18 protein-coding genes and 2 tRNA genes are annotated in these 22,697 nt (G+C 31.1%); 6 read left to right on the forward strand and 14 right to left on the reverse strand.

Features of this window, described 5'->3' with window-relative positions; all coding sequences use genetic code 11:
- The first annotated feature begins 52 nt into the window (after positions 1 to 52).
- Positions 53 to 799, forward strand: coding sequence for a 3-oxoacyl-[acyl-carrier-protein] reductase (gene fabG, locus DPIF8902391_RS04355; protein ID WP_058884998.1), 747 nt, complete (start codon positions 53 to 55; stop codon positions 797 to 799).
- Between the two features lie 55 nt (positions 800 to 854).
- On the opposite strand, the gene DPIF8902391_RS04360 is transcribed toward fabG, so the two are convergent.
- The 5 genes from DPIF8902391_RS04360 to DPIF8902391_RS04380 form a co-directional block, all read right to left on the reverse strand.
- Complete coding sequence (locus tag DPIF8902391_RS04360) at positions 855 to 1,271, reverse strand: helix-turn-helix domain-containing protein (protein ID WP_058884999.1); 417 nt, start codon at positions 1,269 to 1,271, stop codon at positions 855 to 857.
- A gap of 2,294 nt (positions 1,272 to 3,565) precedes the next feature.
- Positions 3,566 to 7,288 (reverse strand): phosphoribosylformylglycinamidine synthase, encoded by a 3,723-nt coding sequence (purL, locus tag DPIF8902391_RS04365; protein WP_172505132.1) that lies wholly within the window; start codon positions 7,286 to 7,288, stop codon positions 3,566 to 3,568.
- Positions 7,289 to 7,645: 357 nt separating this feature from the next.
- Complete coding sequence (locus DPIF8902391_RS04370; protein WP_172505133.1) at positions 7,646 to 8,422, reverse strand: carboxypeptidase-like regulatory domain-containing protein; 777 nt, start codon at positions 8,420 to 8,422, stop codon at positions 7,646 to 7,648.
- Positions 8,423 to 8,584: 162 nt separating this feature from the next.
- Positions 8,585 to 8,668 (reverse strand) — tRNA-Leu (locus tag DPIF8902391_RS04375).
- Between the two features lie 39 nt (positions 8,669 to 8,707).
- A tRNA-Lys gene (locus DPIF8902391_RS04380) sits at positions 8,708 to 8,780 on the reverse strand.
- A gap of 119 nt (positions 8,781 to 8,899) precedes the next feature.
- Between DPIF8902391_RS04380 and DPIF8902391_RS04385 the strand changes: the two genes are divergently transcribed.
- Positions 8,900 to 9,418 carry a shikimate kinase gene (locus DPIF8902391_RS04385; protein WP_172505134.1) on the forward strand — a complete coding sequence of 173 codons (519 nt, stop codon included), beginning with the start codon at positions 8,900 to 8,902 and terminating at the stop codon, positions 9,416 to 9,418.
- Positions 9,419 to 9,430: 12 nt separating this feature from the next.
- On the opposite strand, the gene DPIF8902391_RS04390 is transcribed toward DPIF8902391_RS04385, so the two are convergent.
- Both DPIF8902391_RS04390 and DPIF8902391_RS04395 read right to left on the reverse strand, forming a co-directional pair.
- Entirely contained in the window at positions 9,431 to 9,934 is a 504-nt protein-coding gene (locus tag DPIF8902391_RS04390; RefSeq protein WP_058885003.1) for a phosphoribosyltransferase family protein, read from the reverse strand.
- Positions 9,935 to 9,999: 65 nt separating this feature from the next.
- On the reverse strand, positions 10,000 to 10,416 hold the full coding sequence (locus DPIF8902391_RS04395; RefSeq protein ID WP_172505135.1) for an RNA-binding S4 domain-containing protein: 417 nt from the start codon (positions 10,414 to 10,416) through the stop codon (positions 10,000 to 10,002).
- 79 nt (positions 10,417 to 10,495) lie between these two features.
- Here DPIF8902391_RS04395 and DPIF8902391_RS04400 point away from each other — a divergent pair, with 79 nt between their 5' ends.
- Entirely contained in the window at positions 10,496 to 11,359 is an 864-nt protein-coding gene (locus DPIF8902391_RS04400) for a peptidylprolyl isomerase (RefSeq protein WP_172505136.1), read from the forward strand.
- A gap of 101 nt (positions 11,360 to 11,460) precedes the next feature.
- Here DPIF8902391_RS04400 and DPIF8902391_RS04405 read toward each other — a convergent pair whose 3' ends face one another.
- The 5 genes from DPIF8902391_RS04405 to smpB form a co-directional block, all read right to left on the reverse strand.
- Entirely contained in the window at positions 11,461 to 12,090 is a 630-nt protein-coding gene (locus DPIF8902391_RS04405) for a porin family protein (RefSeq protein ID WP_172505137.1), read from the reverse strand.
- Between the two features lie 136 nt (positions 12,091 to 12,226).
- On the reverse strand, positions 12,227 to 13,177 hold the full coding sequence (locus DPIF8902391_RS04410) for a transketolase family protein (protein ID WP_058885007.1): 951 nt from the start codon (positions 13,175 to 13,177) through the stop codon (positions 12,227 to 12,229).
- Between the two features lie 70 nt (positions 13,178 to 13,247).
- Positions 13,248 to 13,829, reverse strand: a complete 582-nt coding sequence (locus tag DPIF8902391_RS04415; protein ID WP_172505138.1) for a Maf-like protein — start codon at positions 13,827 to 13,829, stop codon at positions 13,248 to 13,250.
- Between the two features lie 3 nt (positions 13,830 to 13,832).
- The gene (locus DPIF8902391_RS04420; protein ID WP_172505139.1) at positions 13,833 to 14,723 is read right to left on the reverse strand and encodes a UbiA prenyltransferase family protein; all 891 of its coding nucleotides are present in this window, start codon (positions 14,721 to 14,723) and stop codon (positions 13,833 to 13,835) included.
- 11 nt (positions 14,724 to 14,734) lie between these two features.
- Positions 14,735 to 15,193: an SsrA-binding protein SmpB gene (gene smpB, locus DPIF8902391_RS04425; RefSeq protein ID WP_172505140.1), complete on the reverse strand. Its 459-nt coding sequence runs from the start codon at positions 15,191 to 15,193 to the stop codon at positions 14,735 to 14,737.
- A gap of 172 nt (positions 15,194 to 15,365) precedes the next feature.
- Between smpB and DPIF8902391_RS04430 the strand changes: the two genes are divergently transcribed.
- Positions 15,366 to 16,031, forward strand: coding sequence for an OmpW/AlkL family protein (locus tag DPIF8902391_RS04430; RefSeq protein WP_058885011.1), 666 nt, complete (start codon positions 15,366 to 15,368; stop codon positions 16,029 to 16,031).
- Positions 16,032 to 16,192: 161 nt separating this feature from the next.
- Here the strand turns inward: DPIF8902391_RS04430 and clpB are convergent, their stop codons facing one another.
- Complete coding sequence (gene clpB / locus DPIF8902391_RS04435; RefSeq protein ID WP_172505141.1) at positions 16,193 to 18,826, reverse strand: ATP-dependent chaperone ClpB; 2,634 nt, start codon at positions 18,824 to 18,826, stop codon at positions 16,193 to 16,195.
- A gap of 302 nt (positions 18,827 to 19,128) precedes the next feature.
- Between clpB and ytxJ the strand changes: the two genes are divergently transcribed.
- Positions 19,129 to 19,524: a bacillithiol system redox-active protein YtxJ gene (ytxJ, locus tag DPIF8902391_RS04440; protein WP_172505142.1), complete on the forward strand. Its 396-nt coding sequence runs from the start codon at positions 19,129 to 19,131 to the stop codon at positions 19,522 to 19,524.
- Positions 19,525 to 19,604: 80 nt separating this feature from the next.
- Positions 19,605 to 21,185, forward strand: a complete 1,581-nt coding sequence (locus tag DPIF8902391_RS04445) for a DEAD/DEAH box helicase (protein ID WP_172505143.1) — start codon at positions 19,605 to 19,607, stop codon at positions 21,183 to 21,185.
- Between the two features lie 126 nt (positions 21,186 to 21,311).
- On the opposite strand, the gene fahA is transcribed toward DPIF8902391_RS04445, so the two are convergent.
- Entirely contained in the window at positions 21,312 to 22,595 is a 1,284-nt protein-coding gene (gene fahA / locus DPIF8902391_RS04450; RefSeq protein WP_058885015.1) for a fumarylacetoacetase, read from the reverse strand.
- Positions 22,596 to 22,697: the final 102 nt, after the last annotated feature.

Genomic DNA, 22,697 nt, shown 5'->3' on the forward strand with positions numbered 1-22,697 from the left:
TATTATTTAATTGAGTTTTATTTTTATATTTACTTTTTAAAAAAACGAATACATGAAACTTTTAAAAGATAAAACAGCAATTATTACAGGAGCTACTAGAGGAATCGGTAGGGGTATTGCATTAGAATTTGCAAACCAAGGATGTAATATTGCGTTTACTTATAGTTCATCGGTTGAAGCAGCAACAGCTTTGGAAAATGAATTAACAACTTTAGGTGTAAAAGCAAAAGGATATCAATCTAACGCAGCGGATTTTGATGCAGCTCAAGAATTAGCAAAAAATGTTTTAGAGGAATTTAAAACAATTGATGTACTTGTAAATAATGCGGGTATTACCAAAGACAATTTATTGATGCGTATTTCAGAAACTGATTTTGATAAGGTTATTGAAGTTAATTTAAAATCTGTTTTTAATTTAACAAAAGCTGTTATCAGACCAATGATGAAACAACGAGCGGGCTCAATTATTAATATGAGTTCAGTTGTTGGATTAAAAGGAAATGCGGGTCAGGCAAATTATGCAGCTTCAAAAGCAGGAATTTTAGGTTTTTCTAAATCGGTAGCTTTAGAGTTAGGATCAAGAAATATTAGAAGTAACGTAGTTGCTCCTGGTTTTATTGAAACTGAAATGACAGCAAAATTAGATGAAAAAGTGGTAGATGCTTGGCGTAATGATATTCCTTTAAAAAGAGGAGGTACTCCAAAAGATATTGCAAACGCTTGTGTATTTTTAGCTTCGGATATGAGTGCATATATTACAGGGCAAACATTATCGGTTGATGGAGGTATGTTAACATAAAATATTTAGTACCATAAAAAAAAGCGTAGCAATTTTAAATTGCTACGCTTTTTTTTTACTGATTAAATTCATTAAAACTCCCATCGTTATACAGCAGTATAATTTTCACTAATTTTTTATCACCGATATTAGGTGTCTTCATTTCTAAATCAACTTTTTTTATTAAATTTTCATCTGCAGAGAGTAGAGTTGGTTTTGTTTCCTCTTTATTTTCTGTGATTTCTTCTTTAATTTCTTCTACTATAACAACTTTTTCTTTTTTAGGAAATTCTCCTTCGCCATATAAAAACCAATATAAATCTACTTCAGGAAATTTATTAACTGTTTTCATAACAAAATCTAAACTAGGTTTATTTCTACCAGATAGAAGATGAGATATACTAGAGCGTTGTACCTCTATAGTATCTGCAAAAGTTGACGATGTTAAATTATAATACGAAAGTATTTTTTTTAATCTGATAAGTATATCCATAACTGAGTTACATTTGTAAGTGTGTTTTTAATAGGTCAAAGATATACATATGTAAATAAAAAAGCAACTTTTAGACCTGTTTTTGCTAAATGTAATCTTTTACTAGAGATTAAGCTATCTAAAGTTATGTAAATAAGCAGTTTCTAATTTTTATATAATAAAATATTAGAGCTTTGATTCTTTGTTTTTTCGCTATTTTAGTGAGTATTATTAATAAAAAGTGTTTAAAAACGGTTATTACAAAATACAATTATAATAATTTATGCTAATTGTAATTTATAAAAAGTTTCGAATTATAAATCTGTTGGAAAAGAAGAAGCTCTCTCTTTTTAAGTAACATCTGTAAGAGTTTTAAAACGAACTACTATATTTTATGAGACTGTTTAAGCTTTATAAAAAGTATCTTATCAGAAAAATAAAATCGTCAAACTTATTCTAATTTGACATCTTGTCTTTTTACCACAAACAATTTTGTGTATTTTCTGTTTTGAAGCTAAAGAGTTCTCTATATAATTTTTAAATAGGCGCTACCTAATAAGAAATCGCTAGGTCAACCTGGAATTTATTCAGGTTCGCATTTGCCGTTTCCCTTTTTTTGATGATTCTTGTCGTGAATTTGAGTGATTTTAAATGACTAGAAATATTTTGAAGAAAAAAAATCATTCGAACTGTCAGTTTTTTAAATTTTAAACGGCTTTAAGAAAAGTATCCTGTATTTTTTATTAAAATAGGAGGGATGTTATAATTTATAGCAACTTGTAGAGAGGGGATTCTGTTTAAAAATTAACTAAAGATCAGTTTTTTTTGGCTATGCTAAATTTATTTTGGATATAATAAGGCAAATGAAATTACAGAAACGGAAAACCCAGAAACCAAACCGAAATAAATATCGATGTTCTTTAGGTTTAAAAAACATCTTTTAAAATTATATGAAGGTGGGAATCCCTCCTTAAAGAATGAAAATTTTGTGATAAATTCAAATAATTAAATAGAGGAGTAGCGACTCAGAATCTGGAGTATTACAGTAAATTAATAGATACAAAAACTAATTACTATTGTAAATAGCCTAATTTTCTTACCACAGCAGGTGCGTTATTACAATTGTAATAACACATCTTACTCTTACTTACTTTACAAATGTGTTTAATTAATAGCGATATGTTAATGAGTCTTTTAGGTTTTTTTAAGGTTCTCAAAAGAAAAGCTAAATGCCTAGGTGCTTAGTTAACTACTTGTAGTATAGTCGAATACCTTTGATTACATAAGTGAAATACGGAATAATTCAGAACACTTTTACATCTGTAACTAATATTTGTTCCGTGCGAGAGTAGGGAAAATTCACTAATGTAACTAGAGAGGGTTGTTTTTTAGCACTTTATCGTTAATTACATTTGTAATATAATATGTTTGCGATTTAAAATGAAATTTTAAAAATAAACTTAAACAAGAAAGCCCTCTTGTTTTTATTCGCTTTGTTTTATTTCGGTATTTAAAAGAAAATAGTAATAACCGAGGAACAATTAAATTAATGTACTTGATTGTTAAAAACATTAAATGATTAATAGCTTTTCATTCTTTTCAAATCCTTTCGAATTTTGTTGATTTTAATTGTTTTTATTGATGCTAAAAAAAGTTTTTGAAGTTTTTTTTGGATTTTGAAGGAAAAAAATAATTCGACGAACACTTAGAGTTTTCAATTTTTTACTTTTTACTGTAAAAACTACTAAAATTCAATTTAAAAGAAAAAACCGAGTTCGTCAACCTGAATTGAGTTCAGGGTTTACATCCTAATTAATTTGCCGTTTGCCGTATTTTTTAGCTTTATTTTTGATTTTTGATGATTCTGATTTTAATGACTCACTAAAAGGAATTAAAATAGAAAATAGTATCGATAATTTGAATTGTGTTTTTATTGATACTAAAAAAATAGTGCCGATATTTTTTTGAAGGTTTTTTGAATTTTGAAGGAAAAATTACTCGATAACTGACACTTGATTTAATTTTTAAACAGTGATTTTTTTTAGATATCTTAATATTTCTTTTTAGCACAAATTTCTAGCCCCGATTGAAGCGATTGTTTGAGCTCCTTTTTTGATTTTTTCAAAAAAGAGCGAGTGCGGAAAGCGGGAAATTGCTTCAAAAAATTCTTGAAAAATCGATAGTTAATAATAAAGTAATTGATTCGGGTTTTTTTAAGGTTACTTAAAAGATAGCAGCGCTGTAAAAAGACCAAAAAAAAACAGCTTTTGAAATATTCAAAAGCTGTTTTAATAAAAATAATTTTAAAAGTAGTATTATTTCTTATTTTCAATCCAAGTTTTAGCATTTACAAATGCTTCTAACCAAGGTGAAACTTCGTCTTTTCTGTCAGCAGGGTAGTTTGCCCAGTTCCATTGAAAAGTAGAACGTTCAATATGTGGCATTGTTACTAAATGACGACCTGTAGCGTCACATAACATTGCGGTGTTATAATCTGAACCATTAGGATTATTAGGATAGCCTTCATATCCATATTTAGCTACAATACTATAATTAGTTTCAGCTTCTGGTAAGTTAAATTTTCCTTCTCCATGAGAAATCCAAACACCTAATTCAGTTCCGGCTAATGATGATAACATTACCGAATTATTTTCTTGAATTTTAACAGAAGTAAATGAGCTTTCATGTTTCTTAGAATCGTTATGAACTAATCTACCATGAACTTTATGATCAGGATTAATTAAATCTAATTCCATCCATAATTGAGCACCATTACAAATTCCTACCGATAAAGTGTTTTCACGTTTAAAGAAATTCTTTAAAGCTGTATTTGCTTTTTCATTATATAAAAATGCTCCAGCCCAACCTTTCGCCGAACCTAAAACATCTGAATTAGAAAAACCACCAACAGCTCCAATAAATTGAATATCTTCTAAAGTTTCACGTCCAGAGATTAAATCTGTCATGTGAACATCTTTAACATCGAAACCAGCTAAATACATGGCATTTGCCATTTCACGTTCAGAGTTTGAACCTTTTTCACGAATAATAGCTGCTTTTGGTCGGTCTTTTTTATCTGCTGATGAATTATCGCCTAAAACATCTGCAATTTTTCCTGTAAAATTAGCAGGGAACGTATATTTTAAAGGTTGATTTTTATAATTATCAAACCTGTTTTTAGCTAAACCATTTGCCGTTTGCTTGTCATCTAATAAATACGAAGTTTTATACCAAGTATCTCTTACTTGAGAAACATCAAAAGAGAAATTATCTTCGTTATTTTTGATAGTAACTTTACCAGAATCATTTGCTGTTCCGATAGTAAAGAATTCAATATTATTTTCTGATAAAATTGTTTCTACAGAAGCATCTGCTTGAAAAACAATTCCTGCATTTTCAGCAAATAATACTTTTAATGAATCTTCTTCATTTAAGCTAGAGATATCAAAATCAGCTCCTAAGTTAACATCAGCAAAACACATTTCTAATAAAGTAGTTAATAATCCACCAGAAGCAACATCGTGTCCAGCAGAAATTTTATCAGCTTTAATTAAATTTTGAATGGTATTAAAAGCATCTTTTAAGAAGGTTGGATTTGTAACATCTGGTGCTTCATTTCCAATAGTATTTAATACTTGATTGAAAGAACTACCACCTAATTTGAAAGAATCTTGCGAAATATTGATGTAATAAATGCGTTCTCCATTCTTTTGTAAAACAGGTTCTACTACTTTAGATATATTATCGCAATTTGCTGTTGCTGAGACAATTACAGTACCTGGTGAAATTACTTCGTCGTCCTTGTATTTCTGTTTCATTGACAATGAATCCTTTCCTGTTGGTACGTTGATACCCAGATCAATAGATAGGTCAGAAATAGCTTTTACTGCTTTGTATAAACGAGCATCTTCACCTTCATTTTTACAAGGCCACATCCAATTTGCCGATAAAGAAACCGAAGCTAAATTATCTTTTAAAGGAGCCCAAATAATATTTGTTAATGATTCTGCAATCGAATTTCTACTTCCTGCAGCAGGATTAATTAACCCAGAAATAGGCGAGTGACCAATAGAAGTTGCAATTCCTTCTTTCCCGTTATAATCTAACGCCATCACTCCGACATTATTTAAAGGAATTTGTAACGAACCAACACACTGTTGTTTAGCTACTTTACCACCAACACATCTGTCAACTTTATTGGTTAACCAATCTTTACATCCTACAGCTTCTAACTGTAAAACTTGGTTTAAATAGATTGGTAAATTCTTGGTTTTATATCTTGAATTCTTGTAATTTCTTACAATAGTCTTATCAGTTAAAACAGTTTTAGGAGAACTACCAAACATATCTTCTAAAGCTAAATCCATTGGTTTATCACCTTTAGTTTCAGATTCAAAAGTAAAACGATTATCACCAGTAACATCACCAACAGTATATATTGGAGAACGTTCACGTTCAGCAATTTTCTGTAAGGTATCAATGTGTTTTTCAGCGATTACTAATCCCATTCTTTCTTGAGATTCGTTTCCGATAATTTCTTTTGCTGATAAAGTAGGGTCTCCAACAGGTAAGTTGTCTAAATTGATTTTCCCACCAGTATCTTCCACTAATTCTGATAAACAGTTTAAATGTCCACCAGCCCCGTGATCGTGAATAGAAACGATAAAGTTTTCATCGCTTTCTACCATTCCACGAACGGCGTTAGCAGCACGTTTTTGCATTTCAGGATTCGAACGCTGTACAGCATTTAATTCAATTCCTGAAGCAAATTCGCCAGTATCTGCTGATGAAACCGCAGCGCCACCCATTCCAATACGGTAATTTTCACCACCAAGAATTACAATTTTATCTCCTTTTTTAGGCGTATCTTTTAATGCTTGATCAGCTTTTGCGTATCCAATTCCACCAGCTTGCATGATTACCTTATCAAAACCTAATTTTCTAGGTTTAGCATCACTTGAAGCAGTGTTTTCTTCGTGTTCAAAAGTTAATACAGAACCTGTAATTAACGGCTGACCAAATTTATTTCCAAAATCAGAAGCTCCGTTTGATGCTTTTATTAAAATATCCATCGGAGTTTGGTATAACCAATCTCTAGCTTCAAATTTATTTTCCCAAAATCTTGTGTTTTTAACAGAATCAATAGACGCTTCTAAACGAGAGTAAGAAGTCATATAAACCGCTGTTCCTGCTAAAGGTAAAGAACCTTTTCCTCCAGCAAGTCTGTCTCTAATTTCTCCTCCTGAACCTGTTGCAGCTCCATTAAAAGGCTCTACAGTAGTAGGGAAGTTGTGTGTTTCTGCTTTTAATGAAATTACAGATTCAAATTCTTTTGTTTCGTAAAAATCAGGTTTATCCGCAGTTTTAGGAGCGAATTGCTCAACTTTAGGACCTTTTATAAAAGCAACGTTATCTTTATATGCCGAAACAATATCGTTTGGAAATTGTTTCGCTGTTTCTTTTATCAATTTGAATAAAGATGTAGGCATTTCTTCGCCATCAATAACGAAAGTTCCGTTAAATATTTTATGACGACAGTGTTCAGAGTTTACTTGGCTAAAACCAAAAACCTCAGAATCTGTTAACTTTCTACCTATTTTTGTTGCTACGCTTTCTAGGTATTCAACTTCTTCATCGCTTAAAGCTAAACCTTCCTTTTCATTGTAAGCGGCAATATCTTCGATATCTAAAATTGGTTCTGGCTGAATATCTATTGTAAAACTATCTTGACCTAAACCACTGTATTTTTGAGAAATCATTGGGTCGAAATCTGAAAAATCTTCAGAAACAACGTCAAATTCTTCTATTCTGATGATATCAGAAATACCCATATTTTGAGTGATTTCCACGGCATTGGTACTCCAAGGAGTAATCATTGCTGCTCTTGGACCAACAAAAAAGACATCTAATGATGTCGCATTTATTTTTGGTTGTTCTCCAAATAACCAGGTAAGTTTTGAAATAGTTTCGGTAGATAATTCTTTTGTTGTTTGAACAGTAAATATTTTACTGCTAACGTTTCCAAAGAAATGAATCATTATTTTGCTGTATTAAGTTGTGTTTGTGTTGTTTTTAATCAATTTTAATTGACAAATTTACTTATTTTCAAATTAAATAAACAGATAAAAAACAGATAAAATTAAGCGCCTGTTTAAATTTCATCTAAAAAGAGTTTTACGACAGAAATGTAAGAAATTGAATCGGTCAAAGGGAATTCATTTCAGTTTATCGTCTTAATATATCCGATTTATTAGAGCTGTGTGGATACTGAAATAGATGAAGTAGAGCAGGTATTCAATCTTTCTTTAATTTTTAAACAAAGCAGTTAAATCATCCACAAAAAAAACAGCGAAACGAAATGTTTGCTGTTTTATTTGATTGATTTATAAATAGTTTTAATCAGGTATTCTATTTATTTCAATTTTACCTTTTTTATGTGCTTTATAGTTTTCGTAGCAATTCAAAACTGCTTCAATTATCTGTAAATCACTTGCTTTTTTGATAAAATAATCAGAGTATTCGCAATTACTTAGTAATTTATGAAGTTCTTGACTATCCATTTCTAAATACTCCATCATTACTTCTCGGTCAAACTTGCCTGCAAGCATTTTACGTAAATCATCTTTTTTCTTTAATTTTTGCAACTTCTTTAGCTGTTTGGGCTTTCTTCCGAAGAGATTATAGACTAAATCAACAGGATTTAACAATTTTGCGATTGGCGATGTTACTTTTTGTGGCTTCCCAATTTCATAGGTTTGCGGCAGTCCGTTGATATGGATTCGTGTAAATTTATCTTTCGGAACTTGTTTTACATCTATTTCTAAAACACCAATTAATGCTGTTGATTTAATAACAATTTCTTTAATTTCTTCGGGTTTTTCTTGTAATGAAATAACCACTTCGTTTCCTTTTAGTAAATCGTTAGTTACTTTTAATTTGATAGAAGAGAAGCCGATAAAAGACACTAAAATAGTATCGTTTGCTTTTGATGTTACTTCAAAAAGTCCTTTTTCGTTGGTAATAGTACCAACAACGGCGTTTAAATTTAAAATATGCGCAGCGCTTAACGGTTTTTGGGTTTTCGCATCAATAACCTGTCCTTTTAATTGTTGAGAATATCCTGAAAAGGAAATACATATAAATACGATAAGAAATAAGTATGTTTTTTGCATGTTGCAATAATAAGGATTATCAGTATGAAATTAGTTAATAAATTGTGAAATTGAAAAATTAGAAGAGTAATTTAGGGGGAGGTTTTATCTCTTATAAAACAAAAAAACTGCTTCAAATTTCATTTAATGAATTTTGAAGCAGTTTTTAATAAATTTTAAAAGTGCACGTAACAAGAGTCGAACTTGCACATCCTTACGAATACAAGCCCCTCAAGCCTGCGCGTCTACCAATTCCGCCATACGTGCTAAAATAAAAAAAGCTAAGCATAAGCTTAGCTTTTTTTGTGACCGGGCTGGGGCTCGAACCCAGGACCCTCTCCTTAAAAGGGAGATGCTCTACCAACTGAGCTACCAGGTCATTGCTTATTTGTCTAAGCGGTTGCAAATATACAACGGTTTGTTGAATATAAAAAAGTTTTTTGTGGTTTTTTTACAAATTTTTTTAATAATATTTGTAATCGCTTAATTATTAGATTTATGAAAACAGTATTAATAGGGTATATGGGAAGTGGAAAATCTACAATTGGTCGATTATTGGCTAAAAAAAAGAAGAGTCCTTTTATTGACCTAGATCATTATATAGAGGATAAAGAAAAAATGACGGTGTCTGAAATTTTTGAAACGAAAGGAGAAATTTACTTTCGAAAACAAGAACACTTCTATTTAAAAGAAATTTTAGCCTTAAAACAAAATTTTGTTGTATCGTTAGGAGGTGGCACGCCTTGTTATGCGGGTAATATGGATATCATTATTGCTGATAAAAACGCAACATCCGTTTATTTAAAAACAAGTATTGCAACAATTGTACAGCGATTGACCAACGAAAAAAATCAAAGACCGTTAGTGGCGCGACTAAAAGAAGAAGATTTACACGAGTTTATTGCCAAACATTTATTTGAACGAAGTCATTTTTATCATCAAGCAAAGCATTTGTTAACTGTTGACGCTAAAAAAGTAACGGAAATTGTTACTGAATTAGCGCTTTTAGTAAATTAATTAACTTAAATTTTAGGTTAGATAAACCAGTGTTTGATCGTCTTTAAATTCAACAACAACGTGTTCTTTGGTTGAGGTTGAAAGAGAAATCCCTTTAAAATCGGCTTTTACAGGGTATTTCTTGTGGTTTCGGTTTACCAAAACAGCGGTTTTAAAACGCTTTAACGGAACGTCTAAAAAATGCTTTACCGCATAAATTAGGGTCGTTCCTGAATTTAAAACATCATCAATTAAAACCAATGATTTATTTTCATATTCGGCAACCGATAAAGAGGTGGTTATTGGTTTTATAGGATTTTTTTTATCGATAAAAACCTTGCATAATTCGATTTTTAAAGGCGATATTTCCGATAATACTTTGTGTATTTTTTCAGCAAATAAATAGCCATTATTAGCAATTCCTGCAATGATAATTTCTTTTTCATCGCTATTACTTTCGTAAATTTGAAAGGCAATACGACGGATTTTTTGTTCAACTTGTAGGTTGTTTAATATAATAGAGTCTGATACGTTCATTTTTTTATTTAAAAATTTAAAAAGAAAAGATAAAGATATTACAAATTACGGTAATTTTAACCTGATTAATTGTCATTTCGGTCAGAATCATCTTCAAAATTATTGTCGGTATCAATTTCAGAATCACCGTAATCGTCAATGTCTCTTCGGTCTTTTTTGGTAGGTCTTCCTGCGCCTTTTTTTCGGTAATAATCTTTTGAATATTTTAATAAAGCAGTTTTATCAAATTCTTCTTTCGGGGTTAAATCTTTTCGGTATAAATCAACCAACTTAGCGCCAACACGGCTATCAGGTATGTCTAAGACTTTTATCTTATAATTTATTTGATTCTTTCGGATGCTTATTTCTTCATTTCCGAAGAGCTCTTTTGATGGTTTTAATTTGACACCATTAATTTTAATGTGTCCTTTTTTACAGGTATCAGTAGCGATACTTCGGGTTTTAAAAAAGCGGATACACCACAAGTATTTATCAATTCTCATAATAAAAGTTAAAATTTATCTTTTAGTTTTTTACAAAGGTATAAAAATGGTAAATTGCAAGTTAAAATTTCAGAATTAAATGATAAAATTTAAACACCTTTTTTATTTCGCAGTAACTAGTATTTTTCTGTATTCCTGCGGATCAGATAATGGAAGAACTATTGTTCGTTTTGACCATGAGGCGCAAGCAGTAAAAGATAGCGATACTCTTGTTGAATTCTTAAAAACGCATTATTATAAAGATGATGTTGACTCTATAAAGCCTTTAATTAAAGGAAAAACAGCCTTATTTACCGACAGTCGATTAAAAACCGAAACGGTAAATGAATACGATTTAGATTATACCTATTATCATTTCGTAAAAAAACAAGGAATATCAACCAAGAAAAATACTACTGTTGTTGATTCTGTTTTAACAACCTACCGATTAAGTTCATTAGTTGTCTCAGATAAATTAGTAAAAGAACAAGATTTAGAAACACCAACTTGGTTTAATGCGCAACAAATTGCTGTTAGAGGCTGGTTGTATGGTTTTACGCATTTTAAAGGAGGCGTCTTAAAAAAACAAGATAATGCTCCTAATTTATACGAGGGTGCTGGTGAAGGTTTTTTCTTAGTTCCTTCAGGATTATCTTATAGAAATACAGGAGCTTTAGCCAATAAAAATTTACTTTATATGGTTAAATTACATGATATTATAGAAGATACAGACCATGATTTAGATAATGTTCCTTCTATTAAAGAAGATGTAAACGGTGATGGGAAACCTTGGAATGATGATTCTGATAACGATAGAGTTCCTAATTATTTAGATAATGATGATGACGGAGATGGGAAATTAACTAAAGAGGAAGTTAATAAGCAAGGTGGTGATCCGCTGAGTAATTTTAGCGATGCAACAAGACCTTCTGTACCTGATTTTTTAAATAGATTTATTAGATAATATTTTCTTTTAAATATTTAAACTAAAAGACTTTAAAAGACATAAAAAAAATCCTGAACAATTTGTTCAGGATTTTTTTGCTTTAAATATTTGCTTATCTATTAAAACATATAAGAAATACCTACAATAATTTGATTTACACGTGTATCAAACTCAACATTTGTAGTGTTTGGATTCGCAGCTGTTTTATTTTTTATTAATTCACTTTGGGTATCTGAAAAAGCTCTTTCCCAACGAACATCAACACCAAATTTTCCTAAATCAAGACCTGCACCTAATTGCATTCCTACTGAAAAACCATCAGCTTTTACGTCTTTAATTTTATCGGTATCAAAATCTCCTTCAATAACATATTGAAAAGCAGGTCCTGCAAAAACACGTCCTACACCACCTAGTTTTTTACCAATTAATACAGGAACATCAATTTTTCTAAAAGAATACGATGTTTTTATAGGGGAAGATGTAGCGTCTGGTGTAAAAATAACATCGCTATTTAACTGAGTGTACACTAATTCTGGCTGAATAAATAAACCGATAATAGGAATTTTTCCTCTTAAAAAAACACCTGCGTGAAAACCTGTTTTACTTTCACCGCCCGAAAGAACATCGTTTTTAACATCTGAAAAAGAATCTGAATTGTAATTAATTCCTCCTTTTATACCGTATTGCGTTTGACCTTGCATTTGTGTAGCTCCTATAAAAAGAAGTGCTCCTAAGATAATTTTTTTCATTGTTTTTAATTTTAAGTAGTTAGTGTTTATTATTGATTAATTTAATTTTCTGTTTGTTTGATAAGAATAAAGATAAAAAAAGCATCATTTATAAAAAATGATGCTTTTCATGTATTATAAAATGTGTGAAAAAATATTATTTTCTCGAAATTACTTTTTCAACTGCTTTAATGATTGCTTTATCATTTAAACCGTATTTTTCCATCAATTCATCAGGAGTTGCCGATTCACCAAAACTATCATTAACCGCTACAAATTCTTGTGGAGTAGGCGTGTTGGTTGCTAAACAACGTGCAACGCTTTCACCTAAACCTCCAAATTTATTATGCTCTTCAGCAGTTACAATACATCCTGTTTTTGCTACAGATTTTAAAATAATTTCTTCATCCAACGGTTTAATTGTGTGAATGTTTATTACTTCCGCAGAAATTCCTTTTGCTTCTAATTGCTCGGCAGCCTGTAAAGCTTCCCAAACTAAATGCCCAGTGGCAACAATAGTTACATCAGTTCCTTGTGTCATCTGAATTCCTTTTCCAATGATAAAAGGCTCATCAGTCATAAAAACAGGCACTTTTGGACGACCGAAACGTAAATATACAGGTCCTTGGTGTTCTGCAATTGCTAAGGTAGCTGCTTTTGTTTGGCTGTAATCACAGGTATTGATTACTGTCATACCAGGTAACATTTTCATCAATCCAATATCTTCTAAAATTTGATGCGTAGCACCGTCTTCACCTAAAGTTAAACCAGCGTGTGAAGCACAAATTTTAACGTTTTTATCAGAATAGGCTACAGATTGACGAATTTGATCATAAACACGCCCTGTTGAGAAGTTTGCAAATGTTCCTGTAAATGGAATTTTACCACCAATCGTTAAACCAGCTGCAATACCAATCATATTGGCTTCAGCAATTCCTATTTGAAAGAAACGCTCTGGATGATTATTTTTAAAATCGCCCATTTTTAAAGACCCTGTTAAATCGGCACATAAGGCAACTACATTAGGATTTGTTTTTCCTAATTCTGTTAAACCATCACCAAACCCAGATCGGGTATCTTTTTTTTCAGTATAAGTATATTTTTTCATCAGTTGAGTTGTGTTGTTGTAAATACGTGCCAAAAATAATCTTTTAAAAAAAAATAGAACTACAATAGAACTACAAATTTATTAATTCTTTGTAAAGTTTATGAATAGGAAAGCCCATTACGTTAAAATAACTGCCTTCAATTTTGGTAATTGCTACTTTACCAATCCATTCTTGAATGCCGTAAGCACCCGCTTTATCAAAAGGTTGGAAATTTTCTATATAGTAATGAACCTCATCATCAGATAATTTTTTAAAGGTAACAGTAGTGCTGTCGTTAAATATCTTTTTGAAGTTTTTATTTGAAATACAGATAGAAGTAATCACTTGATGTGTATTATCAGACAGGTTTTTAAGCATTTTAAAAGCATCATTATAATCTTTTGGCTTTCCCAGCGCTTTATTATTGTGCCAAACAATGGTATCCGAAGTTATTAAAAGATCGGTTTGAGTTAGTTCATCTTTAAAAGGTTCTGCTTTTAAAGCAGCTAAAAAATCAGCTATTTCTGTGCCTTTTAAATGCTCCGGATAAATTTCTTCAACCTCTTTTGTCTTGATGATAAAAGGAATGTTTAAGTCTTTAATTAATTGCTGTCTTCTAGGTGATTTTGAAGCTAAAATCACGGTGTATTTTGATAGTTTGCTAGCTAGCATATTTTATAAATAAGATTTAAGATAGTAAGATAGAATTGGAATGCTTAAAAATGAAAGCACAAAACTAACATTTAGTATTTTTAATAAAAAGGTGTAATTAGATGTTGTTGATGCACCTAATAAGTAATAATAAAAAAACAACCTGTAAAAAACCGTTAAAGAAAGTACTAGTAGGCGTACATAATGGTTTTCAATATATAAGAAAGGAATTAACAATAAGCTAAAACAAGTAATAATAGTGATGATTATCACTGTTTTTTTCGCTCTATTTCTTCCTAATAAAAAAGGCAAAGTTTCGTTTTTACTTTTACGATCGTAATTAATGATATCAATAATAATTCCTCTAACAATATTGGTTAAAAAAGCGCTAATAATATATATTGAAAGAATAATTTGTAGTTTAAAAAACAAATCTAATTGAGTTGTTGAGCTAATGTTTATGGGTCTGTCTAACCAGCAAACAAACAACACAAAGAAAGACCGTAAAAAAGGTCTTAATATGTTACTCATAAATGTTTTTTCAATAATTTTTTTAGAATAGCGAATAATTATTGAAAAGAAAATTAAAAACAAAAAGCTATAACTCGGTCTTTCAATTTTAAAACATAAAAAGCTGCTTAAAATCAAGCCTAAAACACCAAAAATAATAGCGTATTTTTTCGAATAAGGTAAAAAAAGATTGGCTTTACCAAGTTGTTTTCCTTTGTAAAAAACAACTAAATAACTAGAGGCTATTAGTAAAAGTAGTGCGCTTGTTAAAATAGCAGCATCAAAAAAAGAAAGTATTGTTTCAAAACCGTAACCGTATAAAAAACAATACTTAAACAAGAAAAATACAATCGCAAAGTATAAAAGCAGTTTCCAGCGAATTACCTTAAGCAATGTATTTATCATAGTTCTTCATTTTAATTAAAATCTTTTTTAATACGCGCTAAATCTTTTTTATTATCACGATCTTTCATTACTTGACGTTTATCGTGGGTCTTTTTTCCTCTAGCTAAAGCGATGTCTAATTTTGCCCATCCATTATTATTGATAAATAATTTTAACGGAACAATGGTATTTCCTTTAGCTTCGACTTCGCGGGCTAATTTTTTTAATTCGTTTTTATTTAACAATAAACGACGTTCACTTGTTGTTTTATGATTAAAATGATTTCCGAAAGCATATTCTTCGATATACATATTAACCACAAAAAGCTCGCCTTGTTCATTAAATTCACAAAAACTTTCGGTTATTCTGGCTTTACTAAGACGTATTGATTTAATTTCAGTACCTGTAAGCTGAATTCCTGCGGTATATTTATCGAGTATCTCGTATTCAAAACGAGCCTTTTTATTCTGTATGTTGATTTTTTTTTGCATAATAATGCAAATATAACGATATAATCTATATAATTTTTAGGCTTTTTTTAGCAACGCAATGCACAAGTACTAGGCTTGTTGTGTAAAATAAATTTAGCAAACTATGATTTTAGTCATTTATTATAGTTATTTGATGAGGTAGTTTTGCGGTATATTATTAAAATAATTAATCATGAAAAAAGTTTTTTTAAGTATTGCTTTAGGAGTATTATTTTTTACCAATGTAAATAATGCAAATGCTCAAGAAAGTTCAAAGGAGAGTTTAAAAAACACTACAAAAACGGACAAAAAATGGCAAGCTCGTTTTAGATGGGTTAGTGTATTACCAAACGAATCGGCAACTATTAGCACTATAGGAGGCGATGTCGATATTACACAAAGTTTTATTCCTGAATTAGATTTTACGTATTTTTTTACCGAAAATATTGCGGCAGAATTAATTTTAGGAACAACACCACACGATGTTAAAGCAACAGGAACAAGCTTAGGAAATGTAAATTTAGGTGATGTTTGGTTATTGCCTCCAACATTAACGGTTCAGTATCATTTTACAGGATTGAATAAATTCAGACCGTATGTAGGAGCAGGGGTAAATTACACTATTTTTTACGATGCAAATCCAGGAGCTGTTGTTGATGTTGATTACGATAATGCCTTCGGATACGCTGCTCAATTAGGTTTCGATTATGATTTAAACGACACTTGGTTTTTAAATGTTGATGCAAAATATATCGGTTTAAGTACTGATGTTACTGTAGATGCAGGAATTGCTACGGTAACTGCCGATGTTGATATTAATCCTATTTTAGTAGGTTTTGGTGTTGGTATGAGATTTTAATATAAAATCATTCAAAACAAAAAAATAAAGCAAGAAAAAAAGCGCAAAAGAAAAGGAAAAGTTAATTGTTTATATTAAGAAAAAGATAAACAAACAACAAAAAAAGAGCTACCCCAAAAAGGTAGCTCTTTTGATTTTAGTACTAAATTTAATTTAAACATTTAAACTGTAGTTTCTTCTTTAAGAGCTTTATTTTTAAAAGTTTGATTTACAAAAACCAAAGCACCATCAAAAGCATCTAATAAAATAACGCTATCGGTCGTAACATTTCCTGATAGTATTTCTTTAGATAATTGATTCAATACTTCTTTTTGAATCACTCGTTTTACAGGACGTGCACCAAACTCCGGCTGATAGCCCTTTTTAGCCAAATATGCAATAGCAGCATCAGTAGCATCTAAGGTGATATGTTGTTCGGCTATCATTTTTTTAACGCCGTTTAATTGTATGCGTACAATTTGTTTAATATCTTTTTCTGATAAAGGCGTAAACAAGATAATATCATCAATTCTATTGATAAACTCTGGGCGAACTGTTTGTTTTAATAAGCCTAAAACATCGGTTTTAGCATGTTCCATAACCGTATCAACATCATCTTTTAAAGTATCGAAATTCTCGAATTTTTCTTGAATTAAATGACTTCCCATATTAGAGGTCATAATAATGATGGTGTTTTTGAAATCGGCGACACGTCCTTTATTGTCTGTTAATCTTCCTTCATCTAAAACTTGAAGTAAAACATTAAACGTATCAGGATGTGCTTTTTCAATTTCATCTAACAAAACAACAGAATAGGGTTTTCTACGAACTGCTTCTGTTAATTGTCCACCTTGTTCATAACCAACGTATCCAGGAGGTGCTCCAACTAATCTACTCACAGAATGACGCTCTTGGTATTCACTCATATCAATACGAGTCATGGCATTTTCATCATCAAATAAATAATCGGCTAATGCTTTTGCTAGTTCGGTTTTACCAACACCTGTAGTTCCTAAAAACAAGAAACTTCCTAAAGGTTTATTAGGATTTTGTAAACCAGCTCTTGAACGACGCACAGCGTCGGAAACCGCTACAATAGCTTCTTCTTGTCCTACAACACGTTTATGTAATTCGTCTTCTAGTTTTAATAATTTTTCACGTTCTGACTGAATCATCTTCGTAACAGGAACGCCAGTCCATTTTGCTACAACTTCGGCAATATCATCATAAGTAACCTCTTCTTTAATTAAAGAACCTTCACGTTGATTCTCTAAAATCTCTTGTTGAACTTCTAATAATTTTTGAGCTTCTTTTATTTTACCGTAGCGCAATTCAGCTACTTTACCATAATCACCGTTACGTTCGGCTTTATCAGCTTCAATCGAATAATTTTCAATATCTGTTTTTAACTGCTGAACAGCATCTACAACGGCTTTTTCTGATTGCCATTTTGCGCTTATTTCATTGCGTTCTTCTTTTAAATTAGCAACATCTTCATTTAAAGATTTTAATTTAACAACATCGTTTTCACGTTTAATTGCTTCAATTTCAATTTCTAATTGCATTATTTTACGATCAAGAATATCTAAATTTTCGGGTTTAGAATTCATTTCCATACGTAATTTAGCGGCTGCTTCATCCATTAAATCAATGGCTTTATCAGGCAAAAAACGATTTGTAATATAGCGTTGCGATAATTCAACCGCACCAATAATAGCTTCATCTTTAATACGTACTTTGTGATGCGCCTCGTATTTATCTTTAATTCCTCGAAGGATAGAAATAGCACTTTCGGTATCAGGTTCATCAACAATTACCTTTTGAAAACGACGCTCTAAAGCTTTATCTTTTTCAAAATACTTTTGATATTCATCTAAAGTAGTCGCACCAATTGCTCGTAATTCACCACGGGCTAGGGCGGGCTTTAAAATATTAGCTGCATCCATAGCGCCGTCACCGCCACCCGCACCAACTAAAGTGTGAATTTCATCAATAAATAAAACAATATTTCCGTCTGATGAGGTAACCTCTTTTACTACGGATTTTAAACGTTCTTCAAATTCTCCTTTGTATTTTGCACCTGCAATTAACGCCCCCATATCCAAAGAATAAATTACTTTGTCTTTTAAATTTTCAGGAACATCGCCACGGATAATTCTATGTGCTAAACCTTCGGCGATAGCTGTTTTACCTGTTCCTGGCTCACCAACTAATAGGGGATTGTTTTTTGTTCTTCGAGATAAAATCTGCAATAATCTGCGGATTTCTTCATCACGCCCAATTACAGGATCTAACTTTCCGTTTTGTGCTAACTTATTTAAGTTATTTGCAAATTTATTTAAAGAATTATAGGTTTCTTCGGCGCTTTGAGAAGTAACACGTTCACCTTTTCTTAATTCATCAATAGTAGCGGTCAAACTTTTTTCGGTAACACCTTGGTCTTTTAATACCTGGGCGATTTGACTTGTTGATTTGAAAATTGCTAAAATTAAATGCTCTATCGAAACATACTCATCGGTCATTTTTTTAGCAATAATTGATGCTTCATTTAAGGCTTTATTCGCTTGTCGAGAAAGCATTAATTCGCCGCCAGAAACTTTAGGAAATCCTTCTAGTTGTTTGTCTAAAATTTGCTGTAAAACACTAATATTAATATTCAGCTTCTTTAAAATAAAAGGCAATACGTTTTGATCTACCGAAAATAAGGCTTTAAAAATATGCTCGTTTTCTAATTGCTGATGTCCATATTCTTGGGCTATCTGCTGCGCCTTCTGTATGGTTTCTTGTGATTTTGTTGTATAATTATTCAAGTTCATAATTTAAAATTATTTAACTAGTTAACTTTTTCATTTTTTATGTTACTTCAAGTGACTAAAGGCAAAAGTAGTACCAAGTAGACCAAGTAGTGCTAAAGGGGGTGTTTTTAATATTTTTACATTGATTTACATCAGTGTAAAGACAAAAAGTCATCTAAAACTCTTAAAAAAGCTTGTTTAGTCCATTTTTAATGACTTTTTGACAGTTTGTTAGGGGTTGTTAGCCGTGAAAAACCTGTTAAGACCCCTAACTATTTTATATCGTATATTTACCTGCTTAAAAACTAAAAACCACACAAAAAATGGGAATACTTAACACAATATTTGGCGGTACTAAAGATATGAATAGTTCAGAGGATAAAACATTTATTAATTGGATTCCGTTAATCGCTTTATCGCAACTAGAAGACATAAAAAAGCAATCACAAAAAGAACCGATTGCTATTTTTAAACATTCCACAAGATGTAGTATTAGTAGTGTAGCAAAGAGTCGTTTTGAAAAGAGTTTTGATGAATCTTTAAAAGATTTTAAAGTGTATTACCTTGATTTGATTTCTTATAGAGAAATTTCGAACGAAATAGGAATTCAATTTCAGGTAGAACATCAATCACCTCAACTCTTAATTATTCAAAAAGAAGCAGTCGTAGCCCATGCTTCTCATTATGAAATTGCTCAAATTGATTTGACAAAATTCTAAAAAACATAGTGGTTTTATCAAAACTTACTTAAATACGTCGTATTTTTGCCTATTCGAAAAAAGTATAAAAAAGCATAAAATTGAGCAACGAAAACACACCTCCACAAGAAACCAAAGGAAAAAACTTATACGATTATCAAAAAGAAGCACTCTTTAAAATTTTCAAATGTTTTGAAAATGCTCCTGAAAATTTTCATCTATTATATCAACTACCAACAGGTGGAGGTAAAACAGTAATATTTTCAGAAATTACCCGTCAGTTTATAAAACATTATCAGAAAAAAGTACTGATAATGACTCACCGTATTGAATTATGCAAGCAAACAGCAAAAATGCTTGGCGAATTTGGGGTAGAAAATAAAATTATTGATAGTAAAGCCGATTTAGATGACCAAAATAAATACGATTGTTTCGTTGCAATGGTAGAAACGCTAAACAATCGTTTAAACGACGAAATGTTAGATATTTCTGATGTAGGTTTGGTTATTATTGATGAAGCGCATTATAATTCATTTACCAAATTATTTAAGTTTTTTGATAAATCGTTTATTTTAGGAGTTACCGCAACGCCTTTGAGTTCGAATATCAAATTACCAATGAAAGACAATTATGATGATTTAATTGCCGGTGAAAGTATTGGAACTTTAATTCAAAATGAATATTTAGCAAGAGCAAATGTTTTTTCTTATAATGTTGGTTTAACATCTTTAGAAATAGGAGCAAACGGAGATTATACTGTAAAATCATCGGAAGATTTATATACCAATACCGACATGTTATCAAAGCTTTTACAGGCTTATGAAGAACGTGCAAAAGGTACAAAAACGTTGATTTTTAATAACGGAATTAACACCTCGTTACACGTTTATGATACCTTTAAAAAAGCAGGTTATGATATTGCGCATTTAGACAACACTAATACTAAAAAAGAACGTGATAGTATTTTAAAATGGTTTCACAAAACGCCAAATGCCATTATCACCTCGGTAAGTATTTTAACAACTGGTTTTGATGAACCTTCGGTAAAATCTATTATTTTAAACAGGGCTACAAAATCATTAACACTGTATTATCAGATGATTGGTAGGGGATCTCGTATTTTTAAAGGTAAATCTACGTTTAATGTGATTGATTTAGGAAATAATTTTCATCGTTTTGGTCCTTGGGGAGCTGATTTAGATTGGCATAAAATGTTTAGAGCGCCTAATTTCTATTTAGATAATCTATTGTCAGATGAAGAAATAGAAAGTGAGTTCAGATATGAATTACCTACCAATATTAGAGAAGAATTTTCAAAAACTGAAGATGTCTATTTTGATGTAAAAAAAGTATATATTGATGTTATACAGGCAGGGCAATCGTCTAAAAAAGTATTGGAAAAATCAATAGAGCATCATGCAAGAATTTGTATCGAAAATAGTGAAGATGTTTTTGATGCCTTAATTTTAGCTAGAAAATTAGGTGGTGAAATTGATGATAGGATTCACCGATATTCGAAATGTATTTGTAAATCTACCCATAATTTTATCGATTGGTTACGAGATGATTATCGAAAGAAATTAAATGCCTATTTACGTGCTAATTTTGATGTCGTTTATGAAGAAATTTTTGGACATCCACCAATTGAAGAAGAAGAGGAAGACGACGAGGACGAAGAATAATAGTAGAAAACAGAAAAGACTATTCAAGTTTTAAGTAATAAATAAAAAAAAGCCATTTCAATACGAAATGGCTTTTTTATGCTCTAAATAATAAAATTAAAATTTTGATAAATCTCTAAAATTTCTCTAAAATTCAATAGCTGGTAAAACCTTACCTGTACATTCTCCAAAACCAATGCGAACCTCATCATTTTTAGAATATCCACGCATAATAACAGTATCGTAATCGTTTATAAATTTACGCTCTGAACCATCATTCATTTTTAATGGATTTTGTCCTCGCCAAGTTAACTCTAACATAGAACCAAAGCTATCTTTGGTAGGTCCTGAAATTGTTCCTGAACCCATCATATCACCCGCATTTATAGGGCAACCGTTTATGGTATGATGCGCTAATTGTTGCGCCATAGTCCAATACATGTATTTAAAATTCGAGTTACAAACTACGGTTTCTTCTTTTCCTTCAGGCTGAATCGCCATCTGTAAATTGATATCAAAACTATCTTTTCCTTCTTTTTTCAAATACGGTAAAGGTTCATGTACTTGCTTTGGGTTATCAACTCTAAAAGGCGCTAAGGCATCTAAAGTAACAATCCAAGGAGAAATAGTAGAAGCAAAGCTCTTTCCTAAAAACGGCCCTAAAGGAACATACTCCCAAGCCTGTATATCACGTGCCGACCAATCGTTAAATAAAACCAATCCGAAAATATATTCATCAGCATCTTGAATAGGAATTCTATCACCTAAATCATTTGCCACTGTAGTAATAAAAGCCATTTCTAATTCAAAATCCAACAATTTTGAAGCCCCAAAATTTGGCGTTGTAGATCCTTCGCTAGGTCTTTGTTGCCCAACAGGACGACGTACAGGAGTTCCTGAAGGAATAATAGAGGAACTTCTACCGTGGTAGCCAATAGGAATATGCAACCAGTTTGGTAATAAGGCATTTTCAGGATCGCGAAATAAAGACCCTACATTGGTTGCGTGTTCTTTACTTGCATAAAAATCAGTATAATCACCAACAGCTACGGGAAGTTGCATTTCAACATCTTCCATTTTAAAAATAATATCCTTTTTATGTTCCGAGTTTTCTTGTAAATCAGTAGTGTTTACATCAAAAATATCGGCAATTTTATTACGAACCAAGCGCCAAGTTTTACGCCCATCAGCAATAAAATCATTTAAAGTGTCTTGTAAAAAAATATCATCGGTTAAAGGAATTTCCTTAAAATAACCTAACTGATGCAAGGCACCTAAATCAATAGCGAAATCACCAATCCTGGTTCCTATTGTTATAATGTCTTCCTTGGTTATAAAGACTCCAAAAGGAATGTTTTGTATGGGAAAATCAGAATTTTCATCTACATGTATCCATGATTTTCTATTCGGATTATTTGCTGTTATTTTCATTGAATATCTGTATTTATTTTACCTCAAACCTACATATTTTTTCAGTTAAAACCAATAGTCATCTTGTAAAATAATAATAATAAAGTTAAAATAATACAAATG

Origin of the sequence: Tenacibaculum finnmarkense genomovar ulcerans (genome assembly GCF_900239495.1) — a bacterium.
Classification (GTDB): domain Bacteria; phylum Bacteroidota; class Bacteroidia; order Flavobacteriales; family Flavobacteriaceae; genus Polaribacter; species Polaribacter ulcerans.

What these genes read in the sequence shown, in the direction of transcription:
- fabG (WP_058884998.1), top strand. Translation starts at nt 53, where the DNA reads ATGAAACTTTTAAAAGATAAAACAGCAATTATTACAGGAGCTACTAGA.
- DPIF8902391_RS04360 (WP_058884999.1), bottom strand. Translation starts at nt 1,271, where the DNA reads ATGGATATACTTATCAGATTAAAAAAAATACTTTCGTATTATAATTTA.
- purL (WP_172505132.1), bottom strand. Translation starts at nt 7,288, where the DNA reads ATGATTCATTTCTTTGGAAACGTTAGCAGTAAAATATTTACTGTTCAA.
- DPIF8902391_RS04370 (WP_172505133.1), bottom strand. Translation starts at nt 8,422, where the DNA reads ATGCAAAAAACATACTTATTTCTTATCGTATTTATATGTATTTCCTTT.
- DPIF8902391_RS04385 (WP_172505134.1), top strand. Translation starts at nt 8,900, where the DNA reads ATGAAAACAGTATTAATAGGGTATATGGGAAGTGGAAAATCTACAATT.
- DPIF8902391_RS04390 (WP_058885003.1), bottom strand. Translation starts at nt 9,934, where the DNA reads ATGAACGTATCAGACTCTATTATATTAAACAACCTACAAGTTGAACAA.
- DPIF8902391_RS04395 (WP_172505135.1), bottom strand. Translation starts at nt 10,416, where the DNA reads ATGAGAATTGATAAATACTTGTGGTGTATCCGCTTTTTTAAAACCCGA.
- DPIF8902391_RS04400 (WP_172505136.1), top strand. Translation starts at nt 10,496, where the DNA reads ATGATAAAATTTAAACACCTTTTTTATTTCGCAGTAACTAGTATTTTT.
- DPIF8902391_RS04405 (WP_172505137.1), bottom strand. Translation starts at nt 12,090, where the DNA reads ATGAAAAAAATTATCTTAGGAGCACTTCTTTTTATAGGAGCTACACAA.
- DPIF8902391_RS04410 (WP_058885007.1), bottom strand. Translation starts at nt 13,177, where the DNA reads ATGAAAAAATATACTTATACTGAAAAAAAAGATACCCGATCTGGGTTT.
- DPIF8902391_RS04415 (WP_172505138.1), bottom strand. Translation starts at nt 13,829, where the DNA reads ATGCTAGCTAGCAAACTATCAAAATACACCGTGATTTTAGCTTCAAAA.
- DPIF8902391_RS04420 (WP_172505139.1), bottom strand. Translation starts at nt 14,723, where the DNA reads ATGATAAATACATTGCTTAAGGTAATTCGCTGGAAACTGCTTTTATAC.
- smpB (WP_172505140.1), bottom strand. Translation starts at nt 15,193, where the DNA reads ATGCAAAAAAAAATCAACATACAGAATAAAAAGGCTCGTTTTGAATAC.
- DPIF8902391_RS04430 (WP_058885011.1), top strand. Translation starts at nt 15,366, where the DNA reads ATGAAAAAAGTTTTTTTAAGTATTGCTTTAGGAGTATTATTTTTTACC.
- clpB (WP_172505141.1), bottom strand. Translation starts at nt 18,826, where the DNA reads ATGAACTTGAATAATTATACAACAAAATCACAAGAAACCATACAGAAG.
- ytxJ (WP_172505142.1), top strand. Translation starts at nt 19,129, where the DNA reads ATGGGAATACTTAACACAATATTTGGCGGTACTAAAGATATGAATAGT.
- fahA (WP_058885015.1), bottom strand. Translation starts at nt 22,595, where the DNA reads ATGAAAATAACAGCAAATAATCCGAATAGAAAATCATGGATACATGTA.